The following is a 25,535-nucleotide window of genomic DNA, read 5'->3' on the forward strand; positions in this document are numbered from 1 at the left end:
CCTTAGATTCCGGCTGGCAGTTAACGCAAAAAATCGCCTCGCCCGATTGCACGCTACAGGTTACCACCGGCTCATTTGTCAGCCAGAAAAGGATGCCCAGATTGTCTGTCAGGTTGATACAGGCAGCACAGGTAATGGGCTAAGTGAGATAAATAATGAAAATGAAATGGCTAACGCGCACGCTAGGGCTAACGATGGTGATGGCTATCGCCCTGATTTTAGCTGACTGTAAAATGATGGGCGTAGCAGACAAGAGTCCAGGGTTTAAACAGAGCGACTGGTGGCTTTATTATTCTTTCGTTGATGAGGATATCAAAAATGCGCCGCGTATTTCGGATGATTATTACTTTCTCTTTGGAATGATGGACGGCCCCTCACCAGAAATGAGCAGGGTTGTTTTTAATGGCGCAACAGAAACGGCGGCATTAGAAAACTACCTGACGGCTTTGGGATATCATTATGTCCTTAACGATGAGGGGGGCGGATACTGGGAAAGAGAAGGCCAGCGGAAAACGGAATTTTCTTTAGAGCAAAATAAAGAGCAGCAGACCATCTGCTTAACCAAATATAGCTTTTAAAACAAAGCCCCGCCGGGGCTTTGTGATGTCAACCGTCCAGAATTCAGGCAGGCAATCAACGCAGCGTAACCGGCTCGCCCGATTGCGTGCTGCACGCCTCGGACAGCAGCTGCCAGAACTCTGCGCCGCTGCGGTTACAGATCCAGCGGCCGTTTTGATAATCGAAATGGTAGCCGCCGCCTTTGGTCGCCAGCCACACCTGATGCAGCGGCTCCTGCTTATTGATAATAATCTTGCTGCCGTTCTCAAACGTGAGCGTCATGATTCCGGAATGGATTTCATAATCGATATCGCTGTCGCCCTGGTACGCGTCAAGCTGCTCTTCCAGCGCTAACATCAGGTCGTCGGCTAACTGGTGAAATTCACTGTCTTGCATCGTTGCCTCCTTTACGTTTTGCTCGAGTATAACGTGCCAGGCGCCTTTGCAACATCGTCTGATAAGAGTGAGATGTCGCACATCACGTCACCTTTTCCTGTTGCTTTTCCGAAGTCAGCTGCGATGATAAGCAACCAGGAATATGCATTAATCATAAGCAGGAATACCATGAAGAAAACCATTTGTCGGCTGGCAATGGCGCTGGCGTTAACCAGCCTGGCCGGCTGCGGACTGAAAGGGCCGCTCTATTTTCCGCCGCAGGATAAGCCGAAACAGAGTTCACCGCAGCCCGCGGCAGAGCAGCCCGCTTCTTCTTCCACGGCGACCCAGCCGGATGGCCAACAGGACACTAACCTGACCAGCCCGGATGCGGATATGCAAGCGACGCAGTAATTATGATGGCCCAGCCGGCGGAGCAGAAAATGCAGTTCTCGAAAATGCACGGTCTTGGCAATGACTTTATGGTCGTTGATGCCGTCACGCAAAATGTCTATTTCTCGCCGGAGCTGATCCGCCGCCTTGCGGATCGTCATCTGGGCGTAGGCTTCGATCAGCTGTTGATCGTCGAGCCGCCGTACGATCCCGATCTCGATTTTCACTACCGTATTTTTAACGCTGACGGCAGCGAAGTGGCGCAGTGCGGCAACGGGGCGCGCTGCTTTGCGCGTTTTGTGCGGCTGAAAGGGCTCACCAACAAAAGCGAGATTCGCGTCAGTACGCAAACCGGACGGATGGTACTGAGCGTGACCAGCGACGAGCTGGTGCGCGTAAATATGGGCGAACCCAATTTTGAGCCGCAGCAGGTGCCGTTTCGCGCCAATAAAGCGGAAAGTCTTTATCTGCTGCGCGTCGCGGAACAGACGCTGATGTTTGGCGTGGTCTCGATGGGCAATCCACACTGCGTCATTCAGGTCACCAGCGTGAAAACGGCGGCGGTGGAAACCCTCGGGCCGCTGCTGGAAAGCCACGAACGCTTCCCGGAGCGGGTAAACGTCGGCTTTATGGAAGTGGTGAACCCGGAGCACATTCGCCTGCGCGTTTACGAGCGCGGCGCGGGAGAAACCCAGGCCTGCGGCAGCGGCGCCTGTGCGGCCGTCGCCAGCGGCATCCAACAGGGATTGCTGGCGGAGAAAGTACGCGTCGATCTGCCCGGCGGCACGCTACATATCGCCTGGAAAGGGCCGGGGAGTCCGCTCTATATGACCGGACCGGCCACGCATGTTTATGATGGGTTTATTCACTTATGAAAAATGTCGAAGAGACTGCTCCGGCGCTGATGCTGAACGACGAAGCGGTAGGTGATTACCTGCGGCAAAATCCAGACTTTTTTATTCGCAACGCGCGTCAGGTTGAGCAGATGTCGGTGCCGCATCCGGTACGCGGCACGGTATCGCTGGTGGAATGGCATATGGCGCGCCAGCGCAACCATATCCAACAGCTGGAAGAGGAGATCACGCAGCTCATGGAGCAGGCCTCGGCCAACCATCAGCTGTTTGACCGCTTGCTCAGCCTGCAAAGTCATCTGGCCTCCGCGCCTTCTTTACAGGATATGCTCAATCGCCTGCAGCGCTGGGCGCGGGATTTAGGGCTGGCCGGTGCCGATGTCCGTTTGTTCAGCGACCGCTGGCAGCTGGGCGCGCCGTCAAGCTTTACGCAGCTGGCGCTATCGCGTCAGGCATTTGAGCCGGTGCGTATTCAGCTGCTGGGCAAAGAGCAGCATTATCTGGGCAGCCTGAACGGGCCGGAGCTGCTGCTGTTACTGCCGCAGGCGCGTTCGGTGGGGTCGGTGGCGATGTCGCTGTTTGGTGAACGGGGCGACCTGGGCGTGCTGATCTTCAGCAGCCGCGATATGCACCATTATCAAACCGGGCAGGGCACGCTGTTGCTGCACTATCTGGCGCTGATGCTGCCGGAACTGTTAAACCGCTGGGTAGCGCGCGCATGAGTGAGCGCGTAGCGTTGCAGGCCGCCGTTGAGGGGTTTCTGCGTTATGTGCAGGTCGAGCGCCAGCTTAGCCCGCTCACCCATGAAAACTATGCGCGCCAGCTGGCGGCGCTGACCGAGCAGGTCGGCGAAATGAACCTCACTGACTGGACGCAGCTGGAACCGGCGCATGTTCGTTCGCTGGCGGCAAAAGGGCGTCGCGCTGGATTACAGCCCGCGAGCCTGGCGCTGCGCCTCTCCGCGCTGCGCAGTTTTTTGGACTGGCTAGTCAGCCAGGGCGTGCTGAAGGCGAATCCCGCCAAAGGTATCGCCACGCCGCGCGCGCCGCGGCATCTGCCGAAAAATATCGATGTCGATGAAGTTAACCAGCTGCTGAGCATTGACCAAAGCGATCCGCTGGCGGTGCGCGATCGCGCCATGATGGAAGTGATGTATGGCGCGGGCCTGCGTCTTTCTGAGCTGGTGGGTATCGATTTGCGCCATCTCGATCGCGAGGTGGGCGAGGTCTGGGTGACCGGCAAAGGCAGCAAAGAGCGCCGTCTGCCGGTTGGCCGCACGGCAATCGAATGGGTTGAGAAATGGCTGCTGCTGCGTGCCGGTTTCGCGCCGCAGAGCGATGCGCTGTTTATCTCTAAAGCGGGCAAGCGTATCTCAGTGCGCAACGTGCAGAAACGCTTCGCCGAATGGGGCGTGAAGCAGGGCGTCAGCAGTCACGTTCATCCGCATAAGCTGCGCCACTCTTTTGCCACGCATATGCTGGAGTCCAGCGGCGATCTGCGCGCGGTGCAGGAACTGCTGGGTCACGCCAGCCTCTCCACCACGCAAATCTATACCCATCTCGACTTTCAGCACCTGGCGTCGGTGTATGATGAGGCGCATCCACGCGCCAAACGAGGAAAATCCTGATGCATTTTTACCGTCGGCTACAGCCGATCAAAGCGATCACCTTCGATCTGGATGACACGCTGTATGATAACTATCCGGTGATCCTTAAAACCACGGAAGAATCACACCGCTTTTTACAGTCTTCGCATCCCGATCTGCATGATTTTTCAGTGGAAGCTTATCAGCAGCTGCGCAATCAATTATTAGCGCAGGAACCTGATATTTATCATGATGTCACGGAATGGCGGCGGCGCACTGTGGAACTGGCGATGCTGAACATCGGCCTGACGCCCGCCGAGGCGCAGCAAGGCGCTGATAAGGTGATGGCGGTGTTTGCTCACTGGCGCAGCAAGGTGGACGTGCCGCCGGAAACGCATGTTGCGCTGGCGGCGCTGGCAGAGCGGGTTCCGCTGGTGGCGATCACCAACGGCAACGCCGAGCCGCACCTGTTCGGGCTGGATAGCTATTTTCAGTTTGTGCTGCGTGCCGGCCCGCACGGGCGTGCGAAACCCTATCAGGATATGTATCATCTGGCGGCGCAGCGGTTAAAACTTGCGCCGAAAAATATTCTGCACGTTGGCGACGATTTAACCACCGACGTGGCGGGCGCGGTGCGCTGCGGGATGCAGGCATGCTGGATTAATCTGCGTGAAGGCAACCTGATGCAGATTAATGACGCGCGACTATTACCGCATGTAGAAATTACGCAGTTGGCATCGCTGACCGCGCTGATATAATCTTCTGTACAAATATCCAGTAACCTGCTGGATCGTTTTTCCTGACTGACGGTGCTTATGGACGTTTCTGACCTGCTAGACAGCCTGAATGATAAACAGCGTGAAGCCGTGGCGGCTCCGCGCAATAACCTGCTGGTGCTGGCAGGCGCGGGCAGCGGCAAGACACGCGTGCTGGTGCATCGTATCGCCTGGCTGCTTACCGTAGAGAACTGCTCGCCCTATTCGATTATGGCGGTCACCTTTACCAATAAAGCCGCGGCGGAGATGCGTCATCGTATTGAGCAGCTGATCGGCACCAGTCAGGGCGGCATGTGGATCGGCACCTTCCACGGCCTGGCGCATCGTTTATTGCGCGCGCATCACCTCGACGCGCGCCTGCCGCAGGATTTTCAAATTCTCGACAGCGAAGATCAGCTGCGCCTGCTGAAGCGCCTGATTAAGGCAATGAATCTGGATGAGAAGCAGTGGCCGGCGCGTCAGGCGATGTGGTACATCAACGGCAAAAAAGATGAAGGCCTGCGCCCGCAGCATATTGAAAGCTATAACAATCCGGTGGAGCAAACCTGGCTGCGAATTTACCAGGCCTATCAGGAGTCATGCGATCGTGCAGGCCTGGTGGATTTTGCCGAGCTGCTGCTGCGCGCCCATGAGCTGTGGCTGACGAAACCGCACATCCTTAACCATTATCGTGAGCGCTTCACCAACATCATGGTGGATGAGTTCCAGGACACCAACAACATCCAGTACGCCTGGATCCGTATGCTGGCTGGCGACAGCAGTCGGGTGATGATCGTCGGCGATGACGACCAGTCCATTTACGGCTGGCGCGGCGCGCAGGTGGAAAACATCCAGCGCTTCCTGAACGATTTTCGCGGCGCGGAGACCATCCGTCTGGAGCAGAACTATCGCTCCACCAATAACATTCTGAAAGCGGCCAACGCCCTGATTGCCAACAACAACGGCCGTCTGGGGAAAGAGCTGTGGACCGACGGCAGCGACGGTGAGCCGATCTCCCTTTATTGCGCCTTTAACGAGCTGGATGAAGCGCGTTTTGTGGTGAACCGCATCAAAGTGTGGCAGGAGAACGGCGGTGCGCTTAATGACTGCGCGATTCTTTATCGCAGCAACGCCCAGTCACGCGTGCTGGAAGAGGCGCTGTTGCAGGCCAGCATGCCGTATCGCATTTACGGCGGCATGCGCTTCTTCGAGCGTCAGGAGATCAAAGATGCGCTGGCCTACCTGCGTTTGATCGCCAATCGCAACGATGACGCCGCCTTTGAGCGCGTGGTGAATACGCCGACGCGCGGCATCGGCGATCGTACGCTGGATGTGGTGCGCCAGACATCGCGCGATCGCCAGTTAACGCTGTGGCAGGCGAGCCGTGAACTGTTACAGGAAAAAGCGCTGGCCGGACGTGCCGCTGCGGCGTTACAGCGTTTTACCGAGCTGGTGGATTCGCTGGCGCAGGAAACCGCCGAGCTGCCGCTGCATATCCAGACCGACCGGGTGATTAAAGATTCCGGCCTGTGGCTGATGTATGAGCAGGAAAAAGGCGAGAAAGGCCAGACGCGTATCGAAAACTTAGAAGAGCTGGTGAACGCCACGCGCCAGTACAGCTATCAGGACGAAGACGAAGATCTGATGCCGTTGCAGGCGTTCTTGTCGCACGCGGCGCTGGAGGCGGGCGAAGGTCAGGCCGATAAATGGCAGGACGCCGCCCAGCTGATGACCATGCACGCCGCCAAAGGGCTGGAGTTCAGCCAGGTGTTCATTGTCGGCATGGAAGAGGGCATGTTCCCCAGCCAGATGTCGCTTGATGAGGGCGGCAGGCTGGAAGAGGAGCGCCGTCTCGCCTACGTTGGCGTCACCCGCGCAATGAAAAAGCTGACGCTCACCTATGCGGAAACGCGTCGGCTGTACGGCAAAGAGGTTTATCATCGCCCGTCGCGCTTTATCGGCGAACTGCCGGAAGCGTGCGTGGATGAAGTGCGCCTGCGCGCCAGCATCAGCCGCCCGGTCAGTCATCAGCGCATGGGCACGCCGGTGGCGCAAAACGACAGCGGCTTTACGCTGGGTCAGCGTGTGCGCCACGCCAAGTTTGGCGAAGGCACGATTATTAACCTGGAAGGCAGTGGCGATCACAGTCGCCTGCAGGTGGCGTTTCAGGGGCAGGGGATCAAATGGCTGGTTGCTGCCTACGCGCGGCTGGAAGCGGTATAGCTGTCGCCGTTCGGTAACCTTGCCTGACCGGGTTTCGCCTGGCCATATGCGCGCCAGGCAAGGCTTTCCTCCGCCGGTGAAAAGTCGGGACGCGGCGATGAGCGGCGTCCTGCTTCGCTTGACGCCTTTTTCGTCTCAGCGTAACATGCGCGCATCATCACCCTAAGAGGACTTTCGCCTTGGACACTCCCAGTCGATGCTGGCTCACCCACCTTATCAACAGGTACAACCCCTAAGGCCATCCTCTTATGCTGATAGCCTTTGTGGTTGTCAGCGACCGCATTTCCCGTCGCACGAGTTAGCGTTTATCACCGACTGAAACTCAGGTTTCTGTGTTCTGGCGTATTGTCCCATCTGAATGACCGATTGGGAGTACTGCTATGCTGAGCGCTTTTAAACTGGATCACAGCCGCCTTGCACGCATGGAGCTGGAAGAGACGCCGGAAGATCTGGTCTCTTCGGTATGGGTCGATTTAATCGAACCTGAAGAAGCAGAACGCGATCGCGTGCAAAATGAATTGGGTCAAAGCCTGGCGACCCGTCCCGAACTGGAAGATATCGAAGCCTCCGCCCGCTTTTTTGAGGACGAAGACGGCCTGCATATCCACTCCTTCTTTTTCTATGAAGATGCCAAAGATCATGCGGGCAACGCCACCGTCGCGTTTACCATTCGCGAAGGCCGTCTCTATACGCTGCGCGAACGTGAGCTACCGGCTTTTCGTCTCTATCGTATGCGCGCCCGCAGCCAGACGCTGATTGACGGCAACGCCTATGAGCTGCTGCTGGATCTGTTTGAAACCAAAATCGAACAGCTGGCGGATGAGATTGAAAATATCTACAGCGATCTGGAAAAGTTGAGCCGGGTGATTATGGAAGGGCAGCAGGGCGACGAGTTCGACCAGGCGCTGTCAACGCTGGCGGAGCTGGAAGATATCGGCTGGAAAGTGCGCCTCTGTCTGATGGATACCCAGCGCGCGCTGAACTTCCTGGTGCGTAAGGCGCGTCTGCCGAATAATCAGCTGGAGCAGGCGCGTGAGATCCTGCGCGATATCGAATCCCTGCTGCCGCATAACGAATCGCTGTTCCAGAAGGTAAACTTCCTGATGCAGGCGGCGATGGGCTTTATCAATATCGAGCAGAACCGCATTATCAAAATCTTCTCGGTAGTATCGGTGGTGTTCCTGCCGCCGACGCTGGTGGCCTCAAGTTACGGCATGAACTTTGAGTTTATGCCTGAGCTGAAATGGAGCTTTGGTTATCCGGGCGCGATCGGCCTGATGATCCTTGCCGGTCTGGCGCCTTACCTCTACTTCAAGCGTAAAAACTGGCTGTAACCTTTGCTGGCCGGGGCGCCTGTCCCGGCCGGTTTGCGCTGGCGTTCCTGCCGGGTTGTGCGTAACCTTACGTTTTTCAACCTGCTGCGACCTCTCTGCGCTATGGAACACCTTTCACCGAAGCTGCAATGGACCTTCCTGCTTAGCGCATCTCTGCTGCTGGGTTTTATCCTGCAATACTTTCATGTGCCAGCCGCGCTGCTGCTGGGCCCGATGATCGTCGGCGTGGCGATGGGCCTGCTGGGCACTACGCTGCGTATCAATAAACGGCTGGTTATTCTCTGCCAGGCGGTGCTGGGCTGCATGATTGGTCAGAGCCTCTCGCCATCGATTATCGATACGCTGCTTGCCGACTGGCCGGTAGTGCTGGCGGTACTGTTGATGACCCTGGCGGCCAGCGGCCTTTCTGGTTTTCTGCTGGTGCGTTACAGCGATCTGCCGGGCCCGACCGGCGCCTGGGGCTCCTCTCCCGGCGGCGCGTCGGCAATGGTGGCGATGGCGGGCGACTACGGCGCCGATGTGCGTCTGGTGGCCTTTATGCAATACCTGCGCGTGCTGTTTGTCGCGACGGCGGCGGCACTGGTGGCGCGCGCCGGGCTGGGCGATAACGCGCAAAGCGCCGCGGCGCTGGAGTGGTTTCCGCCGCTGGATATGCGTTTCGTTATCACATTGGGCGTGATGTTACTGGGCGCGTTTTTGGGGCAGCTGTTTCGCATTCCTTCCGGTGCATTGCTGCTGCCTGCGCTGTTAGGCGCGACGCTGCAAAGCAGCGGTACGGTGATGTTACAGGTGCCGGAGTGGCTGCTGGCGGGTGCCTATGCGCTGATCGGCTGGACGGCGGGCCTGCGCTTTACCCGGCCGATTTTCCGCCTGGCGCTGCGCACGTTGCCGCAGATGCTGGCGTCGATTATCGGGCTGATGCTGTTATGCGGCGCAATGGCATGGGTGCTAACCCAGCTGCTGCCGATTGATTTGATGACCGCTTATCTGGCAACCAGCCCTGGCGGGCTGGACACCGTTGCGATTATCGCGGCGGGAAGCCGCGTCGATATGGCTTTCGTCATGGCGCTGCAAACGCTGCGTTTGTTTACCATTTTAATGACCGGTCCAGCGCTGGCGCGCTTTATCTCACGCTTTGCGCGCGCCTGACCGACGCAGCGTATAGAGCGCATCGATAATAAACAGCGCCAATGCCAGCCAGATAAAGCCAAAGGTAACCGCTTTATCTGGCGTCATGATCTCGCCATAAAACAGCACTGCCAGCAGGAACATCAGCGTCGGGCCGAGATACTGGAAAAAGCCCAGCGTCGAAAGGCGCAGGCGCGTGGCGGCAGCGGTAAACAGCATCAGCGGGATGGTGGTCACCACGCCCGCAGCGATCAGCAGCAGGTTCAGCGAAGCGCTATTGTTGCCGAGATGGCTGGTGGCGCTGTCGGCGATGCCAAACAGATAAAGCGACGCCAGCGGGAACAGCCACAGCGTTTCAATCAACATTCCGCTCTGGGCATCTACCGCAATTTTCTTGCGCACCAAACCGTACAGGGAAAAGCTCAACGCCAGCCCCAGCGCGATAACCGGCAGTGAACCAAATTTCCACAGCTGCACCAGCACGCCGCAGGTTGCCAGCGCCACCGCTATCCACTGCATGCGCCGAAAGCGCTCACCAAGAAACAGCATGCCGATCACCACGTTAAGCAGGGGATTAATAAAATATCCCAGGCTGGCTTCCAGCATATGGTGATTATTCACCGCCCAGATAAACAGCAGCCAGTTACCGCCGACCAGCGTGGCGGAAACCGCCAGCAACAGCACTTTCTTCGGCTGCTGGATCACTGTTTTCACGCGCCGCCAGCTGCGGGTGGCGGAAATCAGCCCCAGCATAAACAGCGCCGACCAGATCACGCGATGCGTCATGATCTCGCCAGGCGCAACCTGCTGAATCAGTTTGAAATAGGCGGGCGCGATGCCCCAGATAAAATAAGCGCAGAGCGCGCACAGAATGCCCTGGCGCGTTTGTTGTGTATCCATCACGTTGTTCTCGGGGTAAAGGCGTCAGTGTAAAGGAAAAGCTGACGCGGCGGTGAAAATTAGCCGACCAGATAGGTTGCAGTGGCGCTGGCGATATGGACGCCCGCATCGTTATGCAGCTCCACGCGCGCCACGGATATTTTGTTGCCAGCGCGTAACAGGCTACTGGCGGCAATAAAGTGCTCGCCGCGTCCGGGGCGCAGATAATCCACACGCAGATCGATGGTGCCCATACGCGCCAGCCGCTGGCGCAGTTCCTGTTCGGTGATGCTTTCCTGCCGCGTCAGCGAACTGGTGACGCAGACCAAACCGGCCGCGACATCCAGCACCGAGGCGATAACGCCGCCGTGTAAAATCTGCTGCGCGGCATTGCCGACCAGCATGGTTTTATTGGCGAAACGCAGTTCAGCGTAATCGGATTCAAGGCGTTTCAGCTCCAGGCCCAGCGCCTGATTAAAAGGCATGTGATAAACAAAAATCTCGCCAATAAGCTGACGCGCCGCCGCTGAATTTAACTGAGTCTCTGACATAAAAGGGTTTTCCTGAAGCACGATCGTGATATGCACTGATGTTAACAAGTTGTGTATTCTATGCTGCCAGGAACCTGCTTTCCACTTTCAGAAAACAGCGCTGAATTCATCGGTGAATTGTGTGTAGAATGGCCTGCTTTTTACGTAATAGCCTTTATATGACACAGCGCTTTACCGGAGAACAGACAGTATGCGGATGCTAAGAGGATTAGTTGCGGCGGCTTTATTAGTGCCCGCCCTGGCGCAGGCAGAAGAGGCCACAATCAAGGATGTGCATGACGCCCCCGCAGTAAGCGGCAGTATTATCGCTAACCTGTTGGAAAGACACGATAATCCTTTTGTGCTTTATCCTTATGAACGTAACTATCTGCTCTATACATGGACCAGCGACCTCAATAAAGAGGGCATTGAATCCTATGACTGGGCTGATAATGCGAAAAAGGATGAGGTAGAATTCCAGATTAGCCTGGCGTTTCCTTTATGGCGCGGGATTCTGGGCGACAATTCGGTGCTGGCTGCGTCTTATACGCAACGCTCTTTTTGGCAGCTCTCTAATAGCGGCGAGTCTTCGCCTTTCCGTGAAACCAACTACGAACCACAAATTTTTCTCGGATGGGCCACTGATTACTCGTTCGCTGGCTGGACGTTGCGCGATGTGGAACTGGGCTTTAACCATCAGTCGAACGGACGCTCCGATCCCACTTCCCGCAGCTGGAACCGCGTTTATGCGCGTTTAATGGCGAAAAACGGCAACTTCCTTGCGGAAATTAAGCCCTGGTTTCGTTTGTCAGAAAATGCCGATAAAGATGATAACTCTGATATCACCAAATACATGGGTTACTATCGCGCCAAGCTGGGTTACCAGATGGGCGACAGCATTTTCAGCATTCAGGGCAACTATAACTGGAACAGCGGTTACGGCGGCGCGGAGCTGGGCTGGAGCTATCCGATCAGCGAACATGTGCGTTTTTATACGCAGGTATTTAGTGGCTATGGCGAATCGTTAATCGATTATAATCACCGCCAGACGCGCGTTGGCATGGGCGTAACCTTAAACGATATGTTCTGATCCGGGCCCGCCTGACGGGCCTGTCATATCGCTATTCTCTCTTCGGGCGGCACGCCGCCCGTCAAGTCATCATTATGCAGTGCAATACGGGGAAGACGTGTCTACGGCGGCAGTAATCAATCACGAAGCGCTGGCTGAACAGGTATTACGCGATACCTTCGGCTATCAGCAGTTTCGCCCCGGGCAGCAAACCATCATTCAGGCGTCGCTGAGCGGCCGGGATTGTCTGGTGGTGATGCCCACCGGCGGCGGGAAATCGCTCTGTTATCAAATTCCGGCTTTGCTACGCGAAGGCCTGACGCTGGTCGTCTCGCCGCTGATCTCACTGATGAAAGATCAGGTCGATCAGCTGCTGGCGAACGGCGTGGCGGCGGCGTGCCTGAACTCCTCGCAAACGCGCGAAGAGCAGCAGGCGGTGATGGCGGGATGCCGCAGCGGCGAGGTGCGCCTGCTCTATATCGCGCCGGAACGTCTGATGATGGATAACTTCCTCGACAGCCTGACGCGCTGGAATCCGGCGATGCTGGCGGTGGACGAAGCACACTGTATTTCTCAGTGGGGTCACGATTTCCGTCCTGAGTATGGCGCGCTGGGCCAGCTGCGTCAGCGCTTTCCTGCGCTGCCGGTGATGGCGCTGACGGCCACCGCCGACGAAACCACCCGTAATGATATTGTCCGGTTGCTACAGCTGGACGACCCGCTGATCCAAATCAGCAGCTTTGACCGGCCCAACATCCGCTACATGCTGGTGGAAAAATTTAAGCCAACCGAGCAGCTGCTGCGTTATGTGCAGGATCAGCGCGGTAAAAGCGGCATTATTTACTGCAACAGCCGGGCAAAAGTTGAAGATACCGCCGCTCGCCTGCAAAGCCGTGGCCTGAGCGTGGGAGCCTACCATGCTGGCATGGACAACGCGCATCGTGCCCAGGTGCAGGAAGCGTTTCAGCGCGACGATTTGCAGATCGTAGTGGCGACCGTGGCCTTCGGCATGGGCATCAACAAGCCCAACGTCCGCTTCGTGGTGCATTTTGATATTCCACGTAATATCGAATCCTATTATCAGGAAACCGGACGTGCCGGACGTGACGGCCTGCCTGCCGAAGCGATGCTGCTTTACGATCCGGCGGATATGGCCTGGCTGCGCCGCTGTCTGGAAGAGAAAGCGCCCGGCCCGCTACAGGATATTGAACGCCATAAGCTGAATGCGATGGGCGCTTTCGCTGAGGCGCAAACCTGTCGTCGCCTGGTGCTGCTGAACTATTTTGGCGAAGGCCGTCAGCAGCCGTGCGGCAACTGCGATATTTGTCTCGATCCGCCGCGCCGCTACGATGGCCTGGTTGAGGCGCAAAAGGCGCTCTCTACCATTTACCGCGTCGGCCAGCGCTTCGGCATGGGCTATGTAGTGGAGGTGCTACGCGGCGCCAGCAACCAGCGCATCCGCGATCAGGGGCACGATAAGCTGCCGGTTTACGGTATTGGTCGCGAGCAAAGCCACGAACATTGGGTCAGCGTGCTGCGTCAGCTCATCCATTTAGGTCTGGTAGCGCAGAACATCACGCTACATTCAGCGCTACAGCTTACCGAAGCGGCGCGTCCGATTTTACGCGGAGAAGCGCCGCTGATGCTGGCCGTGCCGCGTCTGATTACCGTGAAGGCGAAATATAACAACCAGAAAAGCTACGGCGGCAATTACGATCGCAAGCTGTTCGCCAAGCTGCGTAAGCTACGTAAAGCGATTGCTGATGAAGAGAATATTCCGCCTTACGTGGTGTTTAACGATGCGACGCTGATTGAGATGGCGGAGCAGATGCCGATTACCGCATCGGAAATGCTCAGCGTCAACGGCGTCGGGCACCGTAAGCTGGAACGTTTTGGTAAGCCGTTCCTGGTGATGATCCGCGAACATGTGGATGGCGAAGAGTAAAACCGCGCCCTACTGCACGCAAAGTGCTCGCCGCAAATAGCAGATGACCTAAAAAGCCTTTAGCGTAATAATCACCGGTTCCCGGGATAGCCAACTGGCTCTCCCGTTTCAACTATCGGCAAGGAAACTGTTATGCTCGCGCTTTTTCTTACCGTCGCCGCAGTGCATTTAGTCGCACTGATGAGCCCGGGGCCAGACTTCTTTTTTGTTTCGCAAACCGCCGCCAGCCGTTCTCGTAAAGAGGCGATGATGGGCGTGCTGGGTATTACGCTGGGTATTGTTATCTGGGCTGGCGTCGCGTTGATGGGGTTACATCTTATCCTGCAAAAAATGGCGTGGCTGCACGAAGTGATTATGGTGTGCGGCGGGCTTTATCTCACCTGGCTGGGCTGGCAGCTTATGCGTTCGGCGCGTCGTCAGCATCTTCAACCGGCAGCGGACAACGCGGAAGTACAGGTGGAACTGGCCAAAAAAGGGCACAGTTTCCTGAAAGGCTTCCTGACCAACCTCTCTAACCCTAAAGCGGTTATCTATTTCGGCAGCGTGTTTTCTCTGTTTGTCGGCGACGATGTTGCCGCCGGAGCGCGTTGGGGTCTGTTTGTATTGATTATCAGCGAAACGTTCGCCTGGTTTACCCTGGTGGCTGCGGTGTTTGCGCTTCCCTGGATGCGCCGCCAATATCAGCGCATGGCGAAATGGATCGACGGTATGGCGGGCGTGCTTTTCGCCGGTTTCGGCATCCATCTGATCCTTTCTCGCTAGGTGCGGCCTTTGATCGAGTAGTAAAGGAAGGGAAGCGGCGAACACGAATGCCAGGGAAGCGGCAAACACGAAAGCCAGGGAAGCGGGGGCAGACTGCGGAGTAAAGCCTCCGCGTCATGGATGACGCGGCGGAGCCTCCAGGGATGGATTCACGGCGTCTTTACGTAGCAGCCTGCCCCCGCTGAGCGGAAACAAAGCGCCAGACTTGATGCCGCTGACCGCAACCAATACACCAGCGCAATCGCCGCTGACCGCAACTAGTACACCAAAGCGCCCGCTAAGCCATCCGCCGTGCGGAAGCCAACAGCGCGCCCACCGCCACAAACAGCCCGCCAAACACCCGATTCAACAACTTCATCTGATGCGGCCCCTTAATCCACACCCCAATGCGGCGCGCCAGCGCGGCGTAACCGATCATCACGATCACATCCACCACCACCGTCGTCACGCCTAAAACCAAATACTGCATCGCCTGCGGCTGATGTGGAATAACAAACTGCGGAAACAGCGCGGCGAGAAAAACAATACTCTTGGGATTGGTCAAATTCACCAACACCGCGCGCTGAAACAAACGACGGCGCGGCGTAGCCTGCGACACCGCATCCAAATCGATCGCCCCGGCCGCGCGCCACTGCTGAATACCCAGCCAAACCAAATAGGCCGCGCCCGCCCACTTTAAAACCTCAAACGCCAACAGCGAACGGGAAAACAACGCGCCCAGGCCAATCCCCACCAGCACAATATGCGCGCCCAACCCAACCTGCAGACCGGCAATCGACGCCGCTGCGCCGCGATAGCCATGGCTAATACTGGTACTCATGGTATTTATCGCCCCTGAACCGGGCGACAGGCTAAGAATCACGGTAGTTAACAGATACGTCATCCACCACTCGATAGTCATGGTAAGGCTCCCTGAACATGCAGAATTATGCCACAATACGCCATTGCCAGCGGTTGCGCTACGGCGGCAAAATGCCGGAAGCGTTAAGGGAGTCGAGCTATGACCAGTCATAAACATCACTGGCCAACACGCGAACAGGCGTTTGCCGCCTTTGCTACCGGGCCGCTGCTTGATTTCTGGCGTCAGCGCGAAGAGTGTGAATTCATCGGCGTAGAAAATGTGCCGATTCGCTACGTGCGCTTCACCTCGCCACAACACGACAAAATCATCCTTATCGTGCCGGGGCGCATCGAAAGCTACGTCAAATATCCTGAACTGGCCTACGATCTCTGGCACTGCGGCTACGATGTCATCATTGTTGACCATCGTGGGCAGGGGCGCTCAGGTCGGCTACTGCAAGATGCGCATCGCGGTCATGTGGTTCACTTCGATCATTATGTGGATGATCTTGAAACGCTTTACCTGAAAGAAGTGATTGCCGGGCACTATCGGCAGCGTTATGCGCTGGCGCACTCCATGGGCGGCGCGATCCTGACGCTGCTGCTGGCGCGCAATCCTGCCGCATTCAATGCCGCGGTACTGGCTTCGCCTATGTTTGGCATCTATTTGCCGATGCCGGACTGGATGGCGCACCGCATCCTTAACTGGGCGGAAAAACGGCCATCCATGCGCGAAGGCTATGCGCTGGGAACCGGCAAATGGCGCGTGCGTCCGTTCCGCCTTAACGTGCTAACGCACAGCCGCGAACGCTACAAACGCAGCCTGCGCTTCTATGCGGATGATCCCGCGCTTCGGGTCGGCGGGCCAACCTATCATTGGGTGCGCGAAGGCATTCAGGCAGGACAAAACATCCTTAGCAAAGCGGCCGCCATCAGCACGCCGCTGCTGCTGCTGCAGGCCGGGGACGACAAAGTAGTGGATAACCGTTCGCAGGACCTGTTCTGCGCGGCAATGCAGGCGGCCGGTCATCCCTGTGAAGGCGGCAAACCCTATATTATTGAAGGCGCGCGTCATGAGATCCTGTTTGAAAAAGACGCTATGCGCGCCGAAGCTTTACATGCCATCGTCGATTTCTTTGCACGGCATGAATAAATTGCACCACTCAGAACCTTATCACTCTCTTCCTAACCAGAGGTTTTCATGTACCACGTAGTCGCTTCCGATCTGGATGGCACCCTGCTTTCTCCCGATCATCGCTTAACGCCTTACACGAAAGAGACGCTGCGCTTGCTCACCGCGCGCGGCGTACACTTTGTTTTCGCCACGGGTCGTCATCATGTCGATGTTTCACAGATGCGGGATAGCCTGGAAATTGAAGCTTATATGATCACCTCCAACGGCGCGCGCGTACACAACACCGCCGGTGAGCTGATTTTCAGCCATAATCTGGATGAAGATATTGCGCGTGAACTCTACACGCTTAAGTATGACGATCCCGATATTCTGACCAACGTCTACCGTGATGATGAGTGGTTCCTTAACCGTCATCGCCCCGAAGAAGAGCGCTACTTCCGCGAATCCGTTTTCACCTATCAGGTTTATCAGCCGGGCCTGTTGCCCACTGACGGCATCAGCAAAGTCTTTTTTATCTGTGACGATGCGGAAAAACTGGTGCCGCTGGAAGAAGCGATTCTGGCACGTTGGGGCGATCGGGTTAACGTTAGCTTCTCTTTCCCCACCTGCCTGGAAGTGATGGCGGGCGGCGTGTCAAAAGGACACGCGCTGGAAGAGGTCTCTAAACTGCTGGGCTACTCGCTGGCATCCTCGATCTCCTTTGGCGACGGCATGAATGATAAAGAGATGCTGATCATGGCCGGGAAAGGCTACATCATGCGCAACGCGCATCAGCGCCTGAAAGATCTGTTGCCGGAAATGGAAGTGATTGGCAGCAATGCGGAAGATGCCGTGCCGCATAAGCTGCGTGAACTCTTTTTAGGCTGATCGGTCGATCACTGCCGGGACGGTCTCAGCGGCCGCCCCGGCAGTGATGATTAACCATCTAAAAACCGTCGCGCCTTATCGGGGAAATCAGTAAACAGCCCTTCAACCTGCGCCGGGTGATACAGCGCGCCGAACAGTAACCCTTTCATTTGTTCCCTTCCTGCTGCAGCTGTTTTTTATGCCGGTTTTCACTAAACATGGTAAGCAACAGCAGAATAACCGCCAGCACGCAGCCGCCGATCATCACCAGAAAACCGCCGTCCCAGCCGAAATAGTCAACGGTATAGCCAACGATCGCGCTGGCCGCGACCGAACCGCCAAGATAGCCGAACAAGCCGGTAAAGCCCGCTGCGGTGCCGGCCGCCTTTTTCGGTGCCAGCTCCAGCGCGTGCAGCCCGATCAGCATCACTGGCCCATAAATCAAAAAGCCGATAACGATCATGCAGGCCATATCGATACCTGGGTTGCCGACCGGGTTGAGCCAGTAAACCACCGTAGCGATGGTCACCAGCGTCATAAAGAACACGCCGGTCGCGCCGCGATTGCCTTTAAACACTTTATCCGACATCCAGCCGCACAGCAGCGTGCCGGGGATGCCCGCATATTCATACAGGAAATAGGCCCAGGAGGATTTATCCAGCGCGAAATGCTTCACCTCTTTCAGATAAGTCGGTGACCAGTCGAGAATACCGTAGCGCAGCAGGTAAACGAACACGTTAGCCAACGCGATATACCACAGCAGTTTATTCGGCAGGATGTACTGCATAAAAATCTGTTTCGCCGTTAACTCCTGTTCATGCTGCGCGTTGTAGTCGGGCGGGTAATCGTTTTTGTACTCTTCAATCGGCGGCAGGCCGCAAGACTGCGGCGTATCGCGCATCAACGCAAACGCGATCAGGGCGATAGCGATAGCGGTAAACGCGGGCATATAGAACGCCGCTTTCCAGTCGTTGAACCACGCCATCCCCAGCAAGAACAGCAGAGGAGGGATACCGCCGCCAACGTTATGCGCGCAGTTCCAGACGGAAACAATGCCGCCGCGCTCTTTCTGCGACCACCAGTGAACCATGGTACGTCCGCAGGGCGGCCAGCCCATGCCCTGAAACCAGCCGCAGAGAAACAGCAGCGTAAACATCACCAGAATGCTGGAGGTCGCCCAGGGGACAAAGCCCATCACCAGCATCACCAGCGCGGCCAAAATCAGCCCGGCAGGCAGGAAAAAGCGAGGGTTTGAGCGGTCAGAGACTGAGCCCATAATAAATTTTGAAAAGCCGTAGGCGATAGAAATGCCGGAAAGCGCAAAGCCGAGATCGCCGCGCGAAAAGCCCTGTTCCACCAGATAGGGCATCGCCAGCGCAAAATTCTTGCGCACCAGATAATAAGCGGCATAGCCAAAAAAGATGCCGATGAAAATCTGCCAACGCAAACGGCGGTAAAGCGGATCGGTGCGATCCGCCGCCACAGGGGATTGATGCGGTGCTGGCTTAAAAACGCTAAGCATAAAAAGGTCTCCAGAGACACAAAATGGTTTTAAACGCCCATGAAATGAGCAAAAAGAGATATTTGACTAACGGATGTTCTATTTCGCGCAAAGGATAGGCACTGGCGAAAACGGCGGTTGTGAGGAAGGGCGCAAATGTTACATTTTTATGACGATGTGTTATGGATATGTCACAAAAAACGCTTTTAGTGGCGCTTTAGCAGCGCAAAGGAGCGGGTTTATTTGATCGGGAAACTTTTTCGCTTTCGCGTATCACCCAATGAAAAGCAGTAGTCGGCGGATAAATAAACAGATGTCAACCAGATAGTCACTAACGCACAAGCGCATTCCGTTACAATGGCGCTCTGTTTAATTATGGGATCTCTCTTGTGGCGTTACTGATCATCACCACTATTTTGTGGGCCTTCTCATTCAGCCTGATTGGGGTTTACCTGGCGGGGCAGGTGGACAGCGTATTTTCCGTGCTGGTGCGCCTGGTCCTGGCGGCGCTGGTGTTTCTGCCTTTTCTGCGCTGGCGCGGGTATCGCGCCTCGACGCTGATGCTCTATATGCTGGTGGGCATGATGCAGCTGGGCGTTATGTATCTGCTGAGCTTTGAAGCCTATCTCTATCTGAGCGTGCCGGAATTCCTGCTGTTCACCGTCATGACGCCGCTTTACGTCACGTTGATTTACGATCTGCTCAGCGGGCGGGGCGTACGCATCGGCTATCTGTTTAGCGCGCTGTTAGCGGTGCTGGGTGCGGCAATTATTCGCTATGACCAAATCAGCGACCACTTCTGGACGGGTTTGATTCTGGTACAGCTGGCCAATATCTGTTTTGCTATCGGCATGGTGGGCTATAAACGCCTGCAGGAAACGCGTCCGATGCCGCAGCATACCGCTTTTTCCTGGTTCTATATGGGCGCGGTGCTGGTCGCGATCGTGGCGTGGTTTTTGTGGGGCAATCCGCAGAAGTTACCTACTACCCATCTGCAATGGGGCATTCTGATTTGGTTGGGCATCGCCGCATCGGGGCTGGGTTACTTTATGTGGAACTACGGCGCGACGCAGGTTGATGCCGGTACGCTGGGCATTATGAATAATATGCATGTTCCGGCGGGGCTGCTGGTTAACCTGGCTATCTGGCAGGAGCGGCCGGACTGGCCGTCATTCATTGTTGGCGGCGGATTGATTGTCGCCTCGTTGTGGATACATCGACGCTGGGTGCGCTAAGCGAAACGACCGGCGTTAACCATTACGCCGGTATGCTTTTCTCTTGAAAAGGATTATGCGGATTACGGTGTGGGTCAGATTTTTATTAATTAGCTGACTGAAAAGGCAACCGCAGCGGGCGGGTTAGCGGGCCGCCCAACATGAAAATTTATCCTGTTGGCAACGCACTACGCGAGGCATCGCGCACAAACGGCAGATGCTGACAGGCGTGCTGGCGCGCCGAGCGAATAAATCCGTCAATCACCGGCTGGCGCTGTTCGCCATCCCTCACCGCCGCGTAGAGACGGCTCCATAAACCTGCACCCAGCGTTTTGGTAGTGATCAATCCCTGACGCTCAAAGTTTTCCACCACCCAGTGCGGCAGGGCGGCGATGCCCATATGCGCCGCCACCATCTGTACCAGCAGCAGCGTGTTATCGACGCTTTTCAGCGCCGGGCTGACGCCTGCGGGCTGCAAGAAATGTCGCCAGATATCCAGCCGCTGACGCTGCACCGGATAAATCATCAACACTTCATGCGCTAAATCTTCCGGCGTGATGGTGGCAACCTTCGCCAGTGGATGATCCGGCGCCAGCACCAGACGCACCTCGAAATCAAACATCGGCGAATAGTGCAATCCGCTACGCGGCAGAATATCTGATGTCAGCACCACATCCAGCTCGCCCTGCTGTAGCGCAGGCTGCGGATCGAAGGTGACGCCCGATTTAAAGTCCATGATCACCTGCGGCCAGCTTTGCCGGAAAGTATCCAGCGCGGGCGTCAGCCACTGAATACAGCTGTGACATTCAATGGCGATGCGCAGCGTAGCCTGATGCGGCTCATGGCAGGCCTGTAGCGCCTGCTGAATCTGCGGCAGCACCTGTTCCGCCAGCTGCAACAATATCTCTCCCTGCGGCGTAAAGCGCAGCGGCTGACTTTTGCGTACAAACAGGCGGAAACCGAGGCGTTGCTCCAGATCGCTGAATTGATGAGATAACGCCGACTGCGTCTGATGAAGCTGCGCCGCCGCTGCGGCCAGAGAGCCGGTATTCCTGAGAGCCTGCAGCGTTCGCAGGTGCCTGATTTCGATCATGAGAGTCCTTCACATCGATAATGAACAATTTGCGCTTGAGGAATATACACTACCTGCAGATTATAGCGGTGTAAACATCTGGACGGCTAAACATCTTGATCGGCCCGCCATTTTACGTTCGGGCAGGGTTTGTAACCCGAGAAACGGCACCGCGCCCCGGTTGATGCGCTGGTCGTACGTAAACTGGCTGTGCCGATACCGCCAACTCATTACGCTTTAATGGAGAAACAGCATGACCATTTTGAATCATACGCTCGGCTTTCCTCGTGTCGGCCTGCGCCGTGAACTGAAAAAAGCGCAGGAAAGCTACTGGGCTGGTAACAGCAGCCAGCAAGATTTGCTGGCAGTGGGCCGCGAACTGCGCGCTCGCCACTGGCAACAGCAAAAAGAAGCGGGCGTGGATTTGCTGCCGGTAGGCGATTTCGCCTGGTACGATCATGTTCTGACCACCAGCCTGCTGCTCGGTAACGTTCCGGCGCGCCATCAGAACACGGACGGTTCGGTGGATCTGGACACGCTGTTCCGTATCGGCCGTGGTCGTGCGCCAACCGGCGAGCCTGCCGCTGCCGCTGAAATGACTAAATGGTTTAACACCAACTATCACTACATGGTGCCGGAATTCAGTAAAGGTCAGCAGTTTCGCCTGAGCTGGACGCAGCTGCTGGATGAAGTGGATGAGGCGCTGGCGCTGGGTCACAAAGTGAAGCCGGTGCTGCTGGGGCCGGTGACCTATCTGTGGCTGGGCAAAGTCAAAGGCGAGCAGTTCGATCGTCTGACGCTGCTGAACGATATCCTGCCGGTTTATCAGCAGGTGCTGGCTGAGCTGGCGAAGCGTGACATTGAATGGGTGCAAATTGATGAGCCCGCGCTGGTGCTGGAGCTGCCGCAGGTGTGGCTGGATGCCTTTAAACCGGCTTATGAGGCGCTGCAGGGGCAGAGCAAACTGCTGTTAACCACCTATTTCGACAGTATTGGTCAGAACATCAATACCATTCGTGCGCTGCCGGTGCAGGGCCTGCATGTGGATCTGGTTCATGGGCAGGACGATATCGCCAGCCTGAATCAGCAGATTCCCGCCTCATGGCTGCTCTCCGTGGGCGTGATCAACGGCCGTAACGTCTGGCGTGCCGATCTCAGCAGCTGGTTCGAGCGCCTGCAACCGCTGGTAAGCCAGCGTCAGCAGCTGTGGCTCGGCTCTTCCTGCTCGCTGCTGCACAGCCCTATCGATCTCAATAGCGAAACCCGTCTGGATGAGGAAGTAAAAAGTTGGTTCTCCTTCGCGTTGCAGAAGTGCGGCGAGCTGGCGCTGCTGAGCCAGGCGCTGAACAATAATGATGCGGCCGCGCTGGAAGCCTGGAGCGCACCGATTCGCGCCCGCCGTCACTCTTCTCGCGTGCATAACGCGGCGGTGGCACAGCGACTGGCAGCGATCAACGCTCAGGACAGCGAGCGTCAAAGCAGCTATAGCGAGCGCGCTCAGGCACAGCGCCAGCGTTTCCAGCTACCGGCATGGCCAACCACCACCATTGGCTCCTTCCCGCAAACCACCGAGATCCGCGGCCTGCGTCTTGATTTCAAACAGGGACGCCTTGACGGCAATCACTATCGCACCGGCATTGCTGAGCATATTAAGCAGGCGATCGCCGAGCAGGAGCGTCTGGGGCTGGATGTGCTGGTGCATGGAGAAGCTGAGCGTAACGACATGGTGGAATACTTCGGCGAGCATCTGGACGGTTTTGTTTTTACGCAAAACGGCTGGGTACAGAGCTACGGTTCCCGCTGCGTGAAGCCGCCGGTGATTATTGGCGATGTCAGCCGTCCGGAAGCGATTACCGTTGAGTGGGCGAAATATGCCCAGTCGCTGACCAGCAAGCCGGTAAAAGGCATGCTGACCGGCCCGGTCACCATTCTTTGCTGGTCTTTCCCGCGTGAGGACGTTTCACGTGAAACCATCGCCAAACAGATTGCGCTGGCGCTGCGTGACGAAGTGGCAGATTTGGAAAAAGCGGGCATCGGGATTATCCAGATTGACGAACCGGCGCTGCGTGAAGGCTTGCCGCTGCGTAAGTCTGACTGGGCCGCCTATCTGACCTGGGCCGTGGACGCGTTCCGCCTTAACGCCGCCGTGGCGCAGGATGATACCCAGATCCACACCCATATGTGTTACTGCGAGTTCAACGACATCATGGATTCCATCGCCGCGCTGGATGCGGATGTGATTACTATCGAAACGTCACGTTCCGATATGGAACTGTTGGAATCTTTTGAAGAGTTTGAATATCCGAATGAAATTGGCCCGGGCGTGTATGACATTCACTCGCCGAACGTGCCTGACGTCGAATGGATGGAAGCGCTGCTGCGTAAAGCGGCGCAGCGTATTCCGGTAGAGCGTCTGTGGGTGAACCCGGACTGCGGCCTGAAAACCCGTGGCTGGACCGAAACGCGCCTGGCGCTGGCGAATATGGTGCAGGCAGCGCAGAAACTGCGTGCGGAAAATCGTTGATTTCAACGTGTTGATACCAACAGGGGCGCTAAGCGCCCCTTTTTTTTACCGATCGGCAGGCTTCACGCCATATTGATGGAACCAGGCGAGCATACGTTGCCAACCATCTTTGGCTGATTCTTCATGGTAGCTCGGACGATAATCGGCGTTAAACGCGTGTCCGGCTTCCGGGTAAACGATAATTTCCGCCGTGGCGTTAGCCGCATGCAGCGCCTGCCGCATTGAATCAACGCTTTCCAGCGGAATACCTTCATCTTTTGCGCCATACAGGCCCAGCACCGGCGCGTTTAAATCAACGGCAGCATCAATCGGGTGCGTTGGCTGTTTCAGGGTTTTTTCGCCGGTCAGACGGCCATACCAGGCGACGCCCGCCTTCAGCTGCGGATTGTGCGCCGCATAAAGCCAGACAATGCGGCCGCCCCAGCAAAAGCCGGTAATTGCCATATTGCGCATATCACCGCCATGTTTTGCCGCCCAGTTGGCAACGTGATCGAGATCCGCCAGCACCTGCGCATCAGGCACGTTACTGACGATGTTTTTCAGTAATTGCTGAATGTCGCTATATTCGCTGGGATCGCCCTGGCGGAAATAAAGCTCCGGCGCCACCGCCAGATAGCCTTCCGCCGCCAGACGACGGCAAATATCGCGGATATGCTCATGTACGCCAAAAATCTCCTGTACCACCAGCACTACCGGCAGCGGGCCGTTGGCCTCTTTCGGGCGCGCATACCAGGCGGGCATATTTTCGCCCTGCGTATTGATGGTGGTTTCGCCGCCCTGGATGGCGTCGTTGTGCGTAATAATGGTTGTCGCGGCGGTTGGCGATACGGCCGGGGCGAACCCGTTATCGCCCTGTTTTTCGCCCAGGTTGTTTTCGGTTTTCATTGTTATCTCCGTGCTGCTATTAGCGCAATCCGGTAACTATAGCCAAAATCAGCCAAAGGCTCCGGCCTGCATGTCCGCTTTCTCTTTAACATTCTGCTGGATAAATACACACAGCAACTTGTAGCAAACCGGTGAAGCAGAGTGCTTTAATGTGATTGTTATCACGTTATTTTTTAAGGTGAATGTAACTTTCATTTTCTGAAGTGATTAATCTCACATATTTTTTAGCGGGCTTACCGTAGAGTAGCCGCCAACAGGTGAATTTTCTCAGGAGGGGTTATGGCCCAGTCAGATGTGTTTCATTTAGGACTAACTAAAGCAGACTTGCAGGGCGCGACGCTGGCGATTGTGCCGGGCGATCCGGAGCGCGTGAAAAAGATTGCGTCGCTGATGGATAATCCCCAGGCGCTGGCTTCGCACCGTGAGTTTACCAGCTGGCGTGCTGAGCTGGATGGCAAAGCGGTGATTGTCTGCTCAACCGGTATCGGCGGCCCTTCGACCTCTATTGCCGTGGAAGAACTGGCCCAGCTGGGCATCCGTACTTTCCTGCGTGTTGGTACCACCGGCGCGATCCAGCCCGATATTAATGTCGGTGATGTACTGGTGACCACGGCGGCGGTGCGTCTGGATGGTGCCAGCCTGCACTTTGCGCCGATGGAGTTTCCAGCCGTTGCCGATTTCGCCTGTACTACCGCGCTGGTTGAGGCGGCGAAAGCCGCTGGCAACACGCCGCACATTGGCGTGACCGCCTCCTCTGATACCTTCTACCCAGGCCAGGAGCGTTATGACACCTTCTCGGGTCGCGTGGTGAGCCGTTTCCAGGGCTCCATGAAAGAGTGGCAGCAGATGGGCGTGCTGAACTATGAGATGGAGTCCGCGACGCTGTTAACCATGTGCGCCAGCCAGGGCCTGCGCGCCGGGATGGTAGCTGGCGTGATCGTTAACCGTACGCAAAAAGAGATTCCTGACGCCGCGACCATGAAGCAGACCGAAAGTAACGCGGTAGCGATTGTGGTGGATGCCGCGCGCCGCCTGCTGGCGTAATTTTCCGCGCCGTGGCGAAAGGTTTACGCCGCCCCGGTGAAGGGCGAACGGTGTTTTCAGGGCTGGCTTATTGTCAGCCCGTTTTTT

Annotated in this window: 25 protein-coding genes; 18 read left to right on the forward strand and 7 right to left on the reverse strand. The window is 56.5% G+C overall.

Annotation, left to right across the window (positions count from 1 at the left end; genetic code table 11):
- Positions 1-155 precede the first annotated feature (155 nt).
- A complete protein-coding gene (locus tag J2X14_RS20050; RefSeq protein ID WP_352412901.1) occupies positions 156-578 on the forward strand; it encodes a hypothetical protein in 423 nt (140 codons plus the stop codon).
- A 55-nt stretch (positions 579-633) separates the two neighbouring features.
- Here the strand turns inward: J2X14_RS20050 and cyaY are convergent, their stop codons facing one another.
- Positions 634-954: an iron donor protein CyaY gene (gene cyaY, locus J2X14_RS20055; RefSeq protein ID WP_352412902.1), complete on the reverse strand. Its 321-nt coding sequence runs from the start codon at positions 952-954 to the stop codon at positions 634-636.
- Positions 955-1,122: 168 nt separating this feature from the next.
- Here cyaY and lptM point away from each other — a divergent pair, with 168 nt between their 5' ends.
- The 9 genes from lptM to J2X14_RS20100 all read left to right on the forward strand — a co-directional run bounded on the left by lptM (position 1,123) and on the right by J2X14_RS20100 (position 9,223).
- Positions 1,123-1,347, forward strand: a complete 225-nt coding sequence (gene lptM, locus J2X14_RS20060) for an LPS translocon maturation chaperone LptM (protein ID WP_352412903.1) — start codon at positions 1,123-1,125, stop codon at positions 1,345-1,347.
- 29 nt (positions 1,348-1,376) lie between these two features.
- Entirely contained in the window at positions 1,377-2,201 is an 825-nt protein-coding gene (dapF, locus tag J2X14_RS20065) for a diaminopimelate epimerase (protein WP_352412943.1), read from the forward strand.
- A complete protein-coding gene (locus tag J2X14_RS20070; protein ID WP_352412904.1) occupies positions 2,198-2,899 on the forward strand; it encodes a DUF484 domain-containing protein in 702 nt (233 codons plus the stop codon). The genes dapF and J2X14_RS20070 overlap by 4 nt, the downstream gene beginning before the upstream one ends.
- Entirely contained in the window at positions 2,896-3,804 is a 909-nt protein-coding gene (gene xerC, locus J2X14_RS20075) for a tyrosine recombinase XerC (RefSeq protein ID WP_352412905.1), read from the forward strand. The genes J2X14_RS20070 and xerC overlap by 4 nt, the downstream gene beginning before the upstream one ends.
- The gene (yigB, locus tag J2X14_RS20080) at positions 3,804-4,520 is read left to right on the forward strand and encodes a 5-amino-6-(5-phospho-D-ribitylamino)uracil phosphatase YigB (protein ID WP_352412906.1); all 717 of its coding nucleotides are present in this window, start codon (positions 3,804-3,806) and stop codon (positions 4,518-4,520) included. The genes xerC and yigB overlap by 1 nt, the downstream gene beginning before the upstream one ends.
- A gap of 57 nt (positions 4,521-4,577) precedes the next feature.
- On the forward strand, positions 4,578-6,740 hold the full coding sequence (gene uvrD, locus J2X14_RS20085) for a DNA helicase II (RefSeq protein ID WP_352412907.1): 2,163 nt from the start codon (positions 4,578-4,580) through the stop codon (positions 6,738-6,740).
- A 179-nt stretch (positions 6,741-6,919) separates the two neighbouring features.
- Positions 6,920-6,976 carry a YsgD/CorL family protein gene (gene ysgD / locus J2X14_RS20090; RefSeq protein WP_350355818.1) on the forward strand — a complete coding sequence of 19 codons (57 nt, stop codon included), beginning with the start codon at positions 6,920-6,922 and terminating at the stop codon, positions 6,974-6,976.
- Positions 6,977-7,120: 144 nt separating this feature from the next.
- Complete coding sequence (corA, locus tag J2X14_RS20095) at positions 7,121-8,074, forward strand: magnesium/cobalt transporter CorA (RefSeq protein WP_352412908.1); 954 nt, start codon at positions 7,121-7,123, stop codon at positions 8,072-8,074.
- A 102-nt stretch (positions 8,075-8,176) separates the two neighbouring features.
- Complete coding sequence (locus tag J2X14_RS20100; protein WP_352412909.1) at positions 8,177-9,223, forward strand: AbrB family transcriptional regulator; 1,047 nt, start codon at positions 8,177-8,179, stop codon at positions 9,221-9,223.
- On the opposite strand, the gene rarD is transcribed toward J2X14_RS20100, so the two are convergent.
- Both rarD and J2X14_RS20110 read right to left on the reverse strand, forming a co-directional pair.
- Positions 9,203-10,102, reverse strand: coding sequence for an EamA family transporter RarD (gene rarD, locus J2X14_RS20105; RefSeq protein WP_352412910.1), 900 nt, complete (start codon positions 10,100-10,102; stop codon positions 9,203-9,205). The genes J2X14_RS20100 and rarD overlap by 21 nt on opposite strands.
- A 59-nt stretch (positions 10,103-10,161) precedes the next feature.
- Positions 10,162-10,632 (reverse strand): thioesterase family protein, encoded by a 471-nt coding sequence (locus J2X14_RS20110; RefSeq protein WP_352412911.1) that lies wholly within the window; start codon positions 10,630-10,632, stop codon positions 10,162-10,164.
- Between the two features lie 190 nt (positions 10,633-10,822).
- On the opposite strand from J2X14_RS20110, the gene pldA reads away from it, so the two are divergent.
- The 3 genes from pldA to rhtC all read left to right on the forward strand — a co-directional run bounded on the left by pldA (position 10,823) and on the right by rhtC (position 14,387).
- Complete coding sequence (gene pldA / locus J2X14_RS20115; RefSeq protein ID WP_352412912.1) at positions 10,823-11,701, forward strand: phospholipase A; 879 nt, start codon at positions 10,823-10,825, stop codon at positions 11,699-11,701.
- Between the two features lie 97 nt (positions 11,702-11,798).
- The gene (gene recQ / locus J2X14_RS20120; protein ID WP_352412913.1) at positions 11,799-13,625 is read left to right on the forward strand and encodes an ATP-dependent DNA helicase RecQ; all 1,827 of its coding nucleotides are present in this window, start codon (positions 11,799-11,801) and stop codon (positions 13,623-13,625) included.
- A 132-nt stretch (positions 13,626-13,757) separates the two neighbouring features.
- Entirely contained in the window at positions 13,758-14,387 is a 630-nt protein-coding gene (gene rhtC / locus J2X14_RS20125; protein ID WP_352412914.1) for a threonine export protein RhtC, read from the forward strand.
- Positions 14,388-14,664: 277 nt separating this feature from the next.
- Here the strand turns inward: rhtC and rhtB are convergent, their stop codons facing one another.
- Complete coding sequence (gene rhtB / locus J2X14_RS20130; RefSeq protein WP_352412915.1) at positions 14,665-15,288, reverse strand: homoserine/homoserine lactone efflux protein; 624 nt, start codon at positions 15,286-15,288, stop codon at positions 14,665-14,667.
- Between the two features lie 99 nt (positions 15,289-15,387).
- On the opposite strand from rhtB, the gene pldB reads away from it, so the two are divergent.
- Positions 15,388-16,380 (forward strand): lysophospholipase L2, encoded by a 993-nt coding sequence (gene pldB, locus J2X14_RS20135; RefSeq protein WP_352412916.1) that lies wholly within the window; start codon positions 15,388-15,390, stop codon positions 16,378-16,380.
- Positions 16,381-16,428: 48 nt separating this feature from the next.
- Positions 16,429-17,229, forward strand: coding sequence for a sugar/pyridoxal phosphate phosphatase YigL (gene yigL / locus J2X14_RS20140; protein ID WP_352412917.1), 801 nt, complete (start codon positions 16,429-16,431; stop codon positions 17,227-17,229).
- Positions 17,230-17,374: 145 nt separating this feature from the next.
- Here yigL and glpT read toward each other — a convergent pair whose 3' ends face one another.
- Positions 17,375-18,730 carry a glycerol-3-phosphate transporter gene (glpT, locus tag J2X14_RS20145; RefSeq protein ID WP_352412918.1) on the reverse strand — a complete coding sequence of 452 codons (1,356 nt, stop codon included), beginning with the start codon at positions 18,728-18,730 and terminating at the stop codon, positions 17,375-17,377.
- A gap of 368 nt (positions 18,731-19,098) precedes the next feature.
- Here glpT and J2X14_RS20150 point away from each other — a divergent pair, with 368 nt between their 5' ends.
- Positions 19,099-19,944 carry a carboxylate/amino acid/amine transporter gene (locus J2X14_RS20150; RefSeq protein ID WP_352412919.1) on the forward strand — a complete coding sequence of 282 codons (846 nt, stop codon included), beginning with the start codon at positions 19,099-19,101 and terminating at the stop codon, positions 19,942-19,944.
- A gap of 148 nt (positions 19,945-20,092) precedes the next feature.
- On the opposite strand, the gene metR is transcribed toward J2X14_RS20150, so the two are convergent.
- Entirely contained in the window at positions 20,093-21,016 is a 924-nt protein-coding gene (gene metR, locus J2X14_RS20155; RefSeq protein ID WP_352412920.1) for an HTH-type transcriptional regulator MetR, read from the reverse strand.
- Positions 21,017-21,248: 232 nt separating this feature from the next.
- Here metR and metE point away from each other — a divergent pair, with 232 nt between their 5' ends.
- The gene (gene metE / locus J2X14_RS20160) at positions 21,249-23,519 is read left to right on the forward strand and encodes a 5-methyltetrahydropteroyltriglutamate--homocysteine S-methyltransferase (RefSeq protein WP_352412921.1); all 2,271 of its coding nucleotides are present in this window, start codon (positions 21,249-21,251) and stop codon (positions 23,517-23,519) included.
- 45 nt (positions 23,520-23,564) lie between these two features.
- Here the strand turns inward: metE and J2X14_RS20165 are convergent, their stop codons facing one another.
- Positions 23,565-24,404 carry a dienelactone hydrolase family protein gene (locus tag J2X14_RS20165; protein ID WP_352412922.1) on the reverse strand — a complete coding sequence of 280 codons (840 nt, stop codon included), beginning with the start codon at positions 24,402-24,404 and terminating at the stop codon, positions 23,565-23,567.
- Between the two features lie 279 nt (positions 24,405-24,683).
- On the opposite strand from J2X14_RS20165, the gene udp reads away from it, so the two are divergent.
- Positions 24,684-25,448: a uridine phosphorylase gene (udp, locus tag J2X14_RS20170; protein ID WP_352412923.1), complete on the forward strand. Its 765-nt coding sequence runs from the start codon at positions 24,684-24,686 to the stop codon at positions 25,446-25,448.
- Positions 25,449-25,535: the final 87 nt, after the last annotated feature.

The organism is Mixta sp. BE291 (genome assembly GCF_031457955.1).
Classification (GTDB): Bacteria; Pseudomonadota; Gammaproteobacteria; order Enterobacterales; family Enterobacteriaceae; genus Mixta.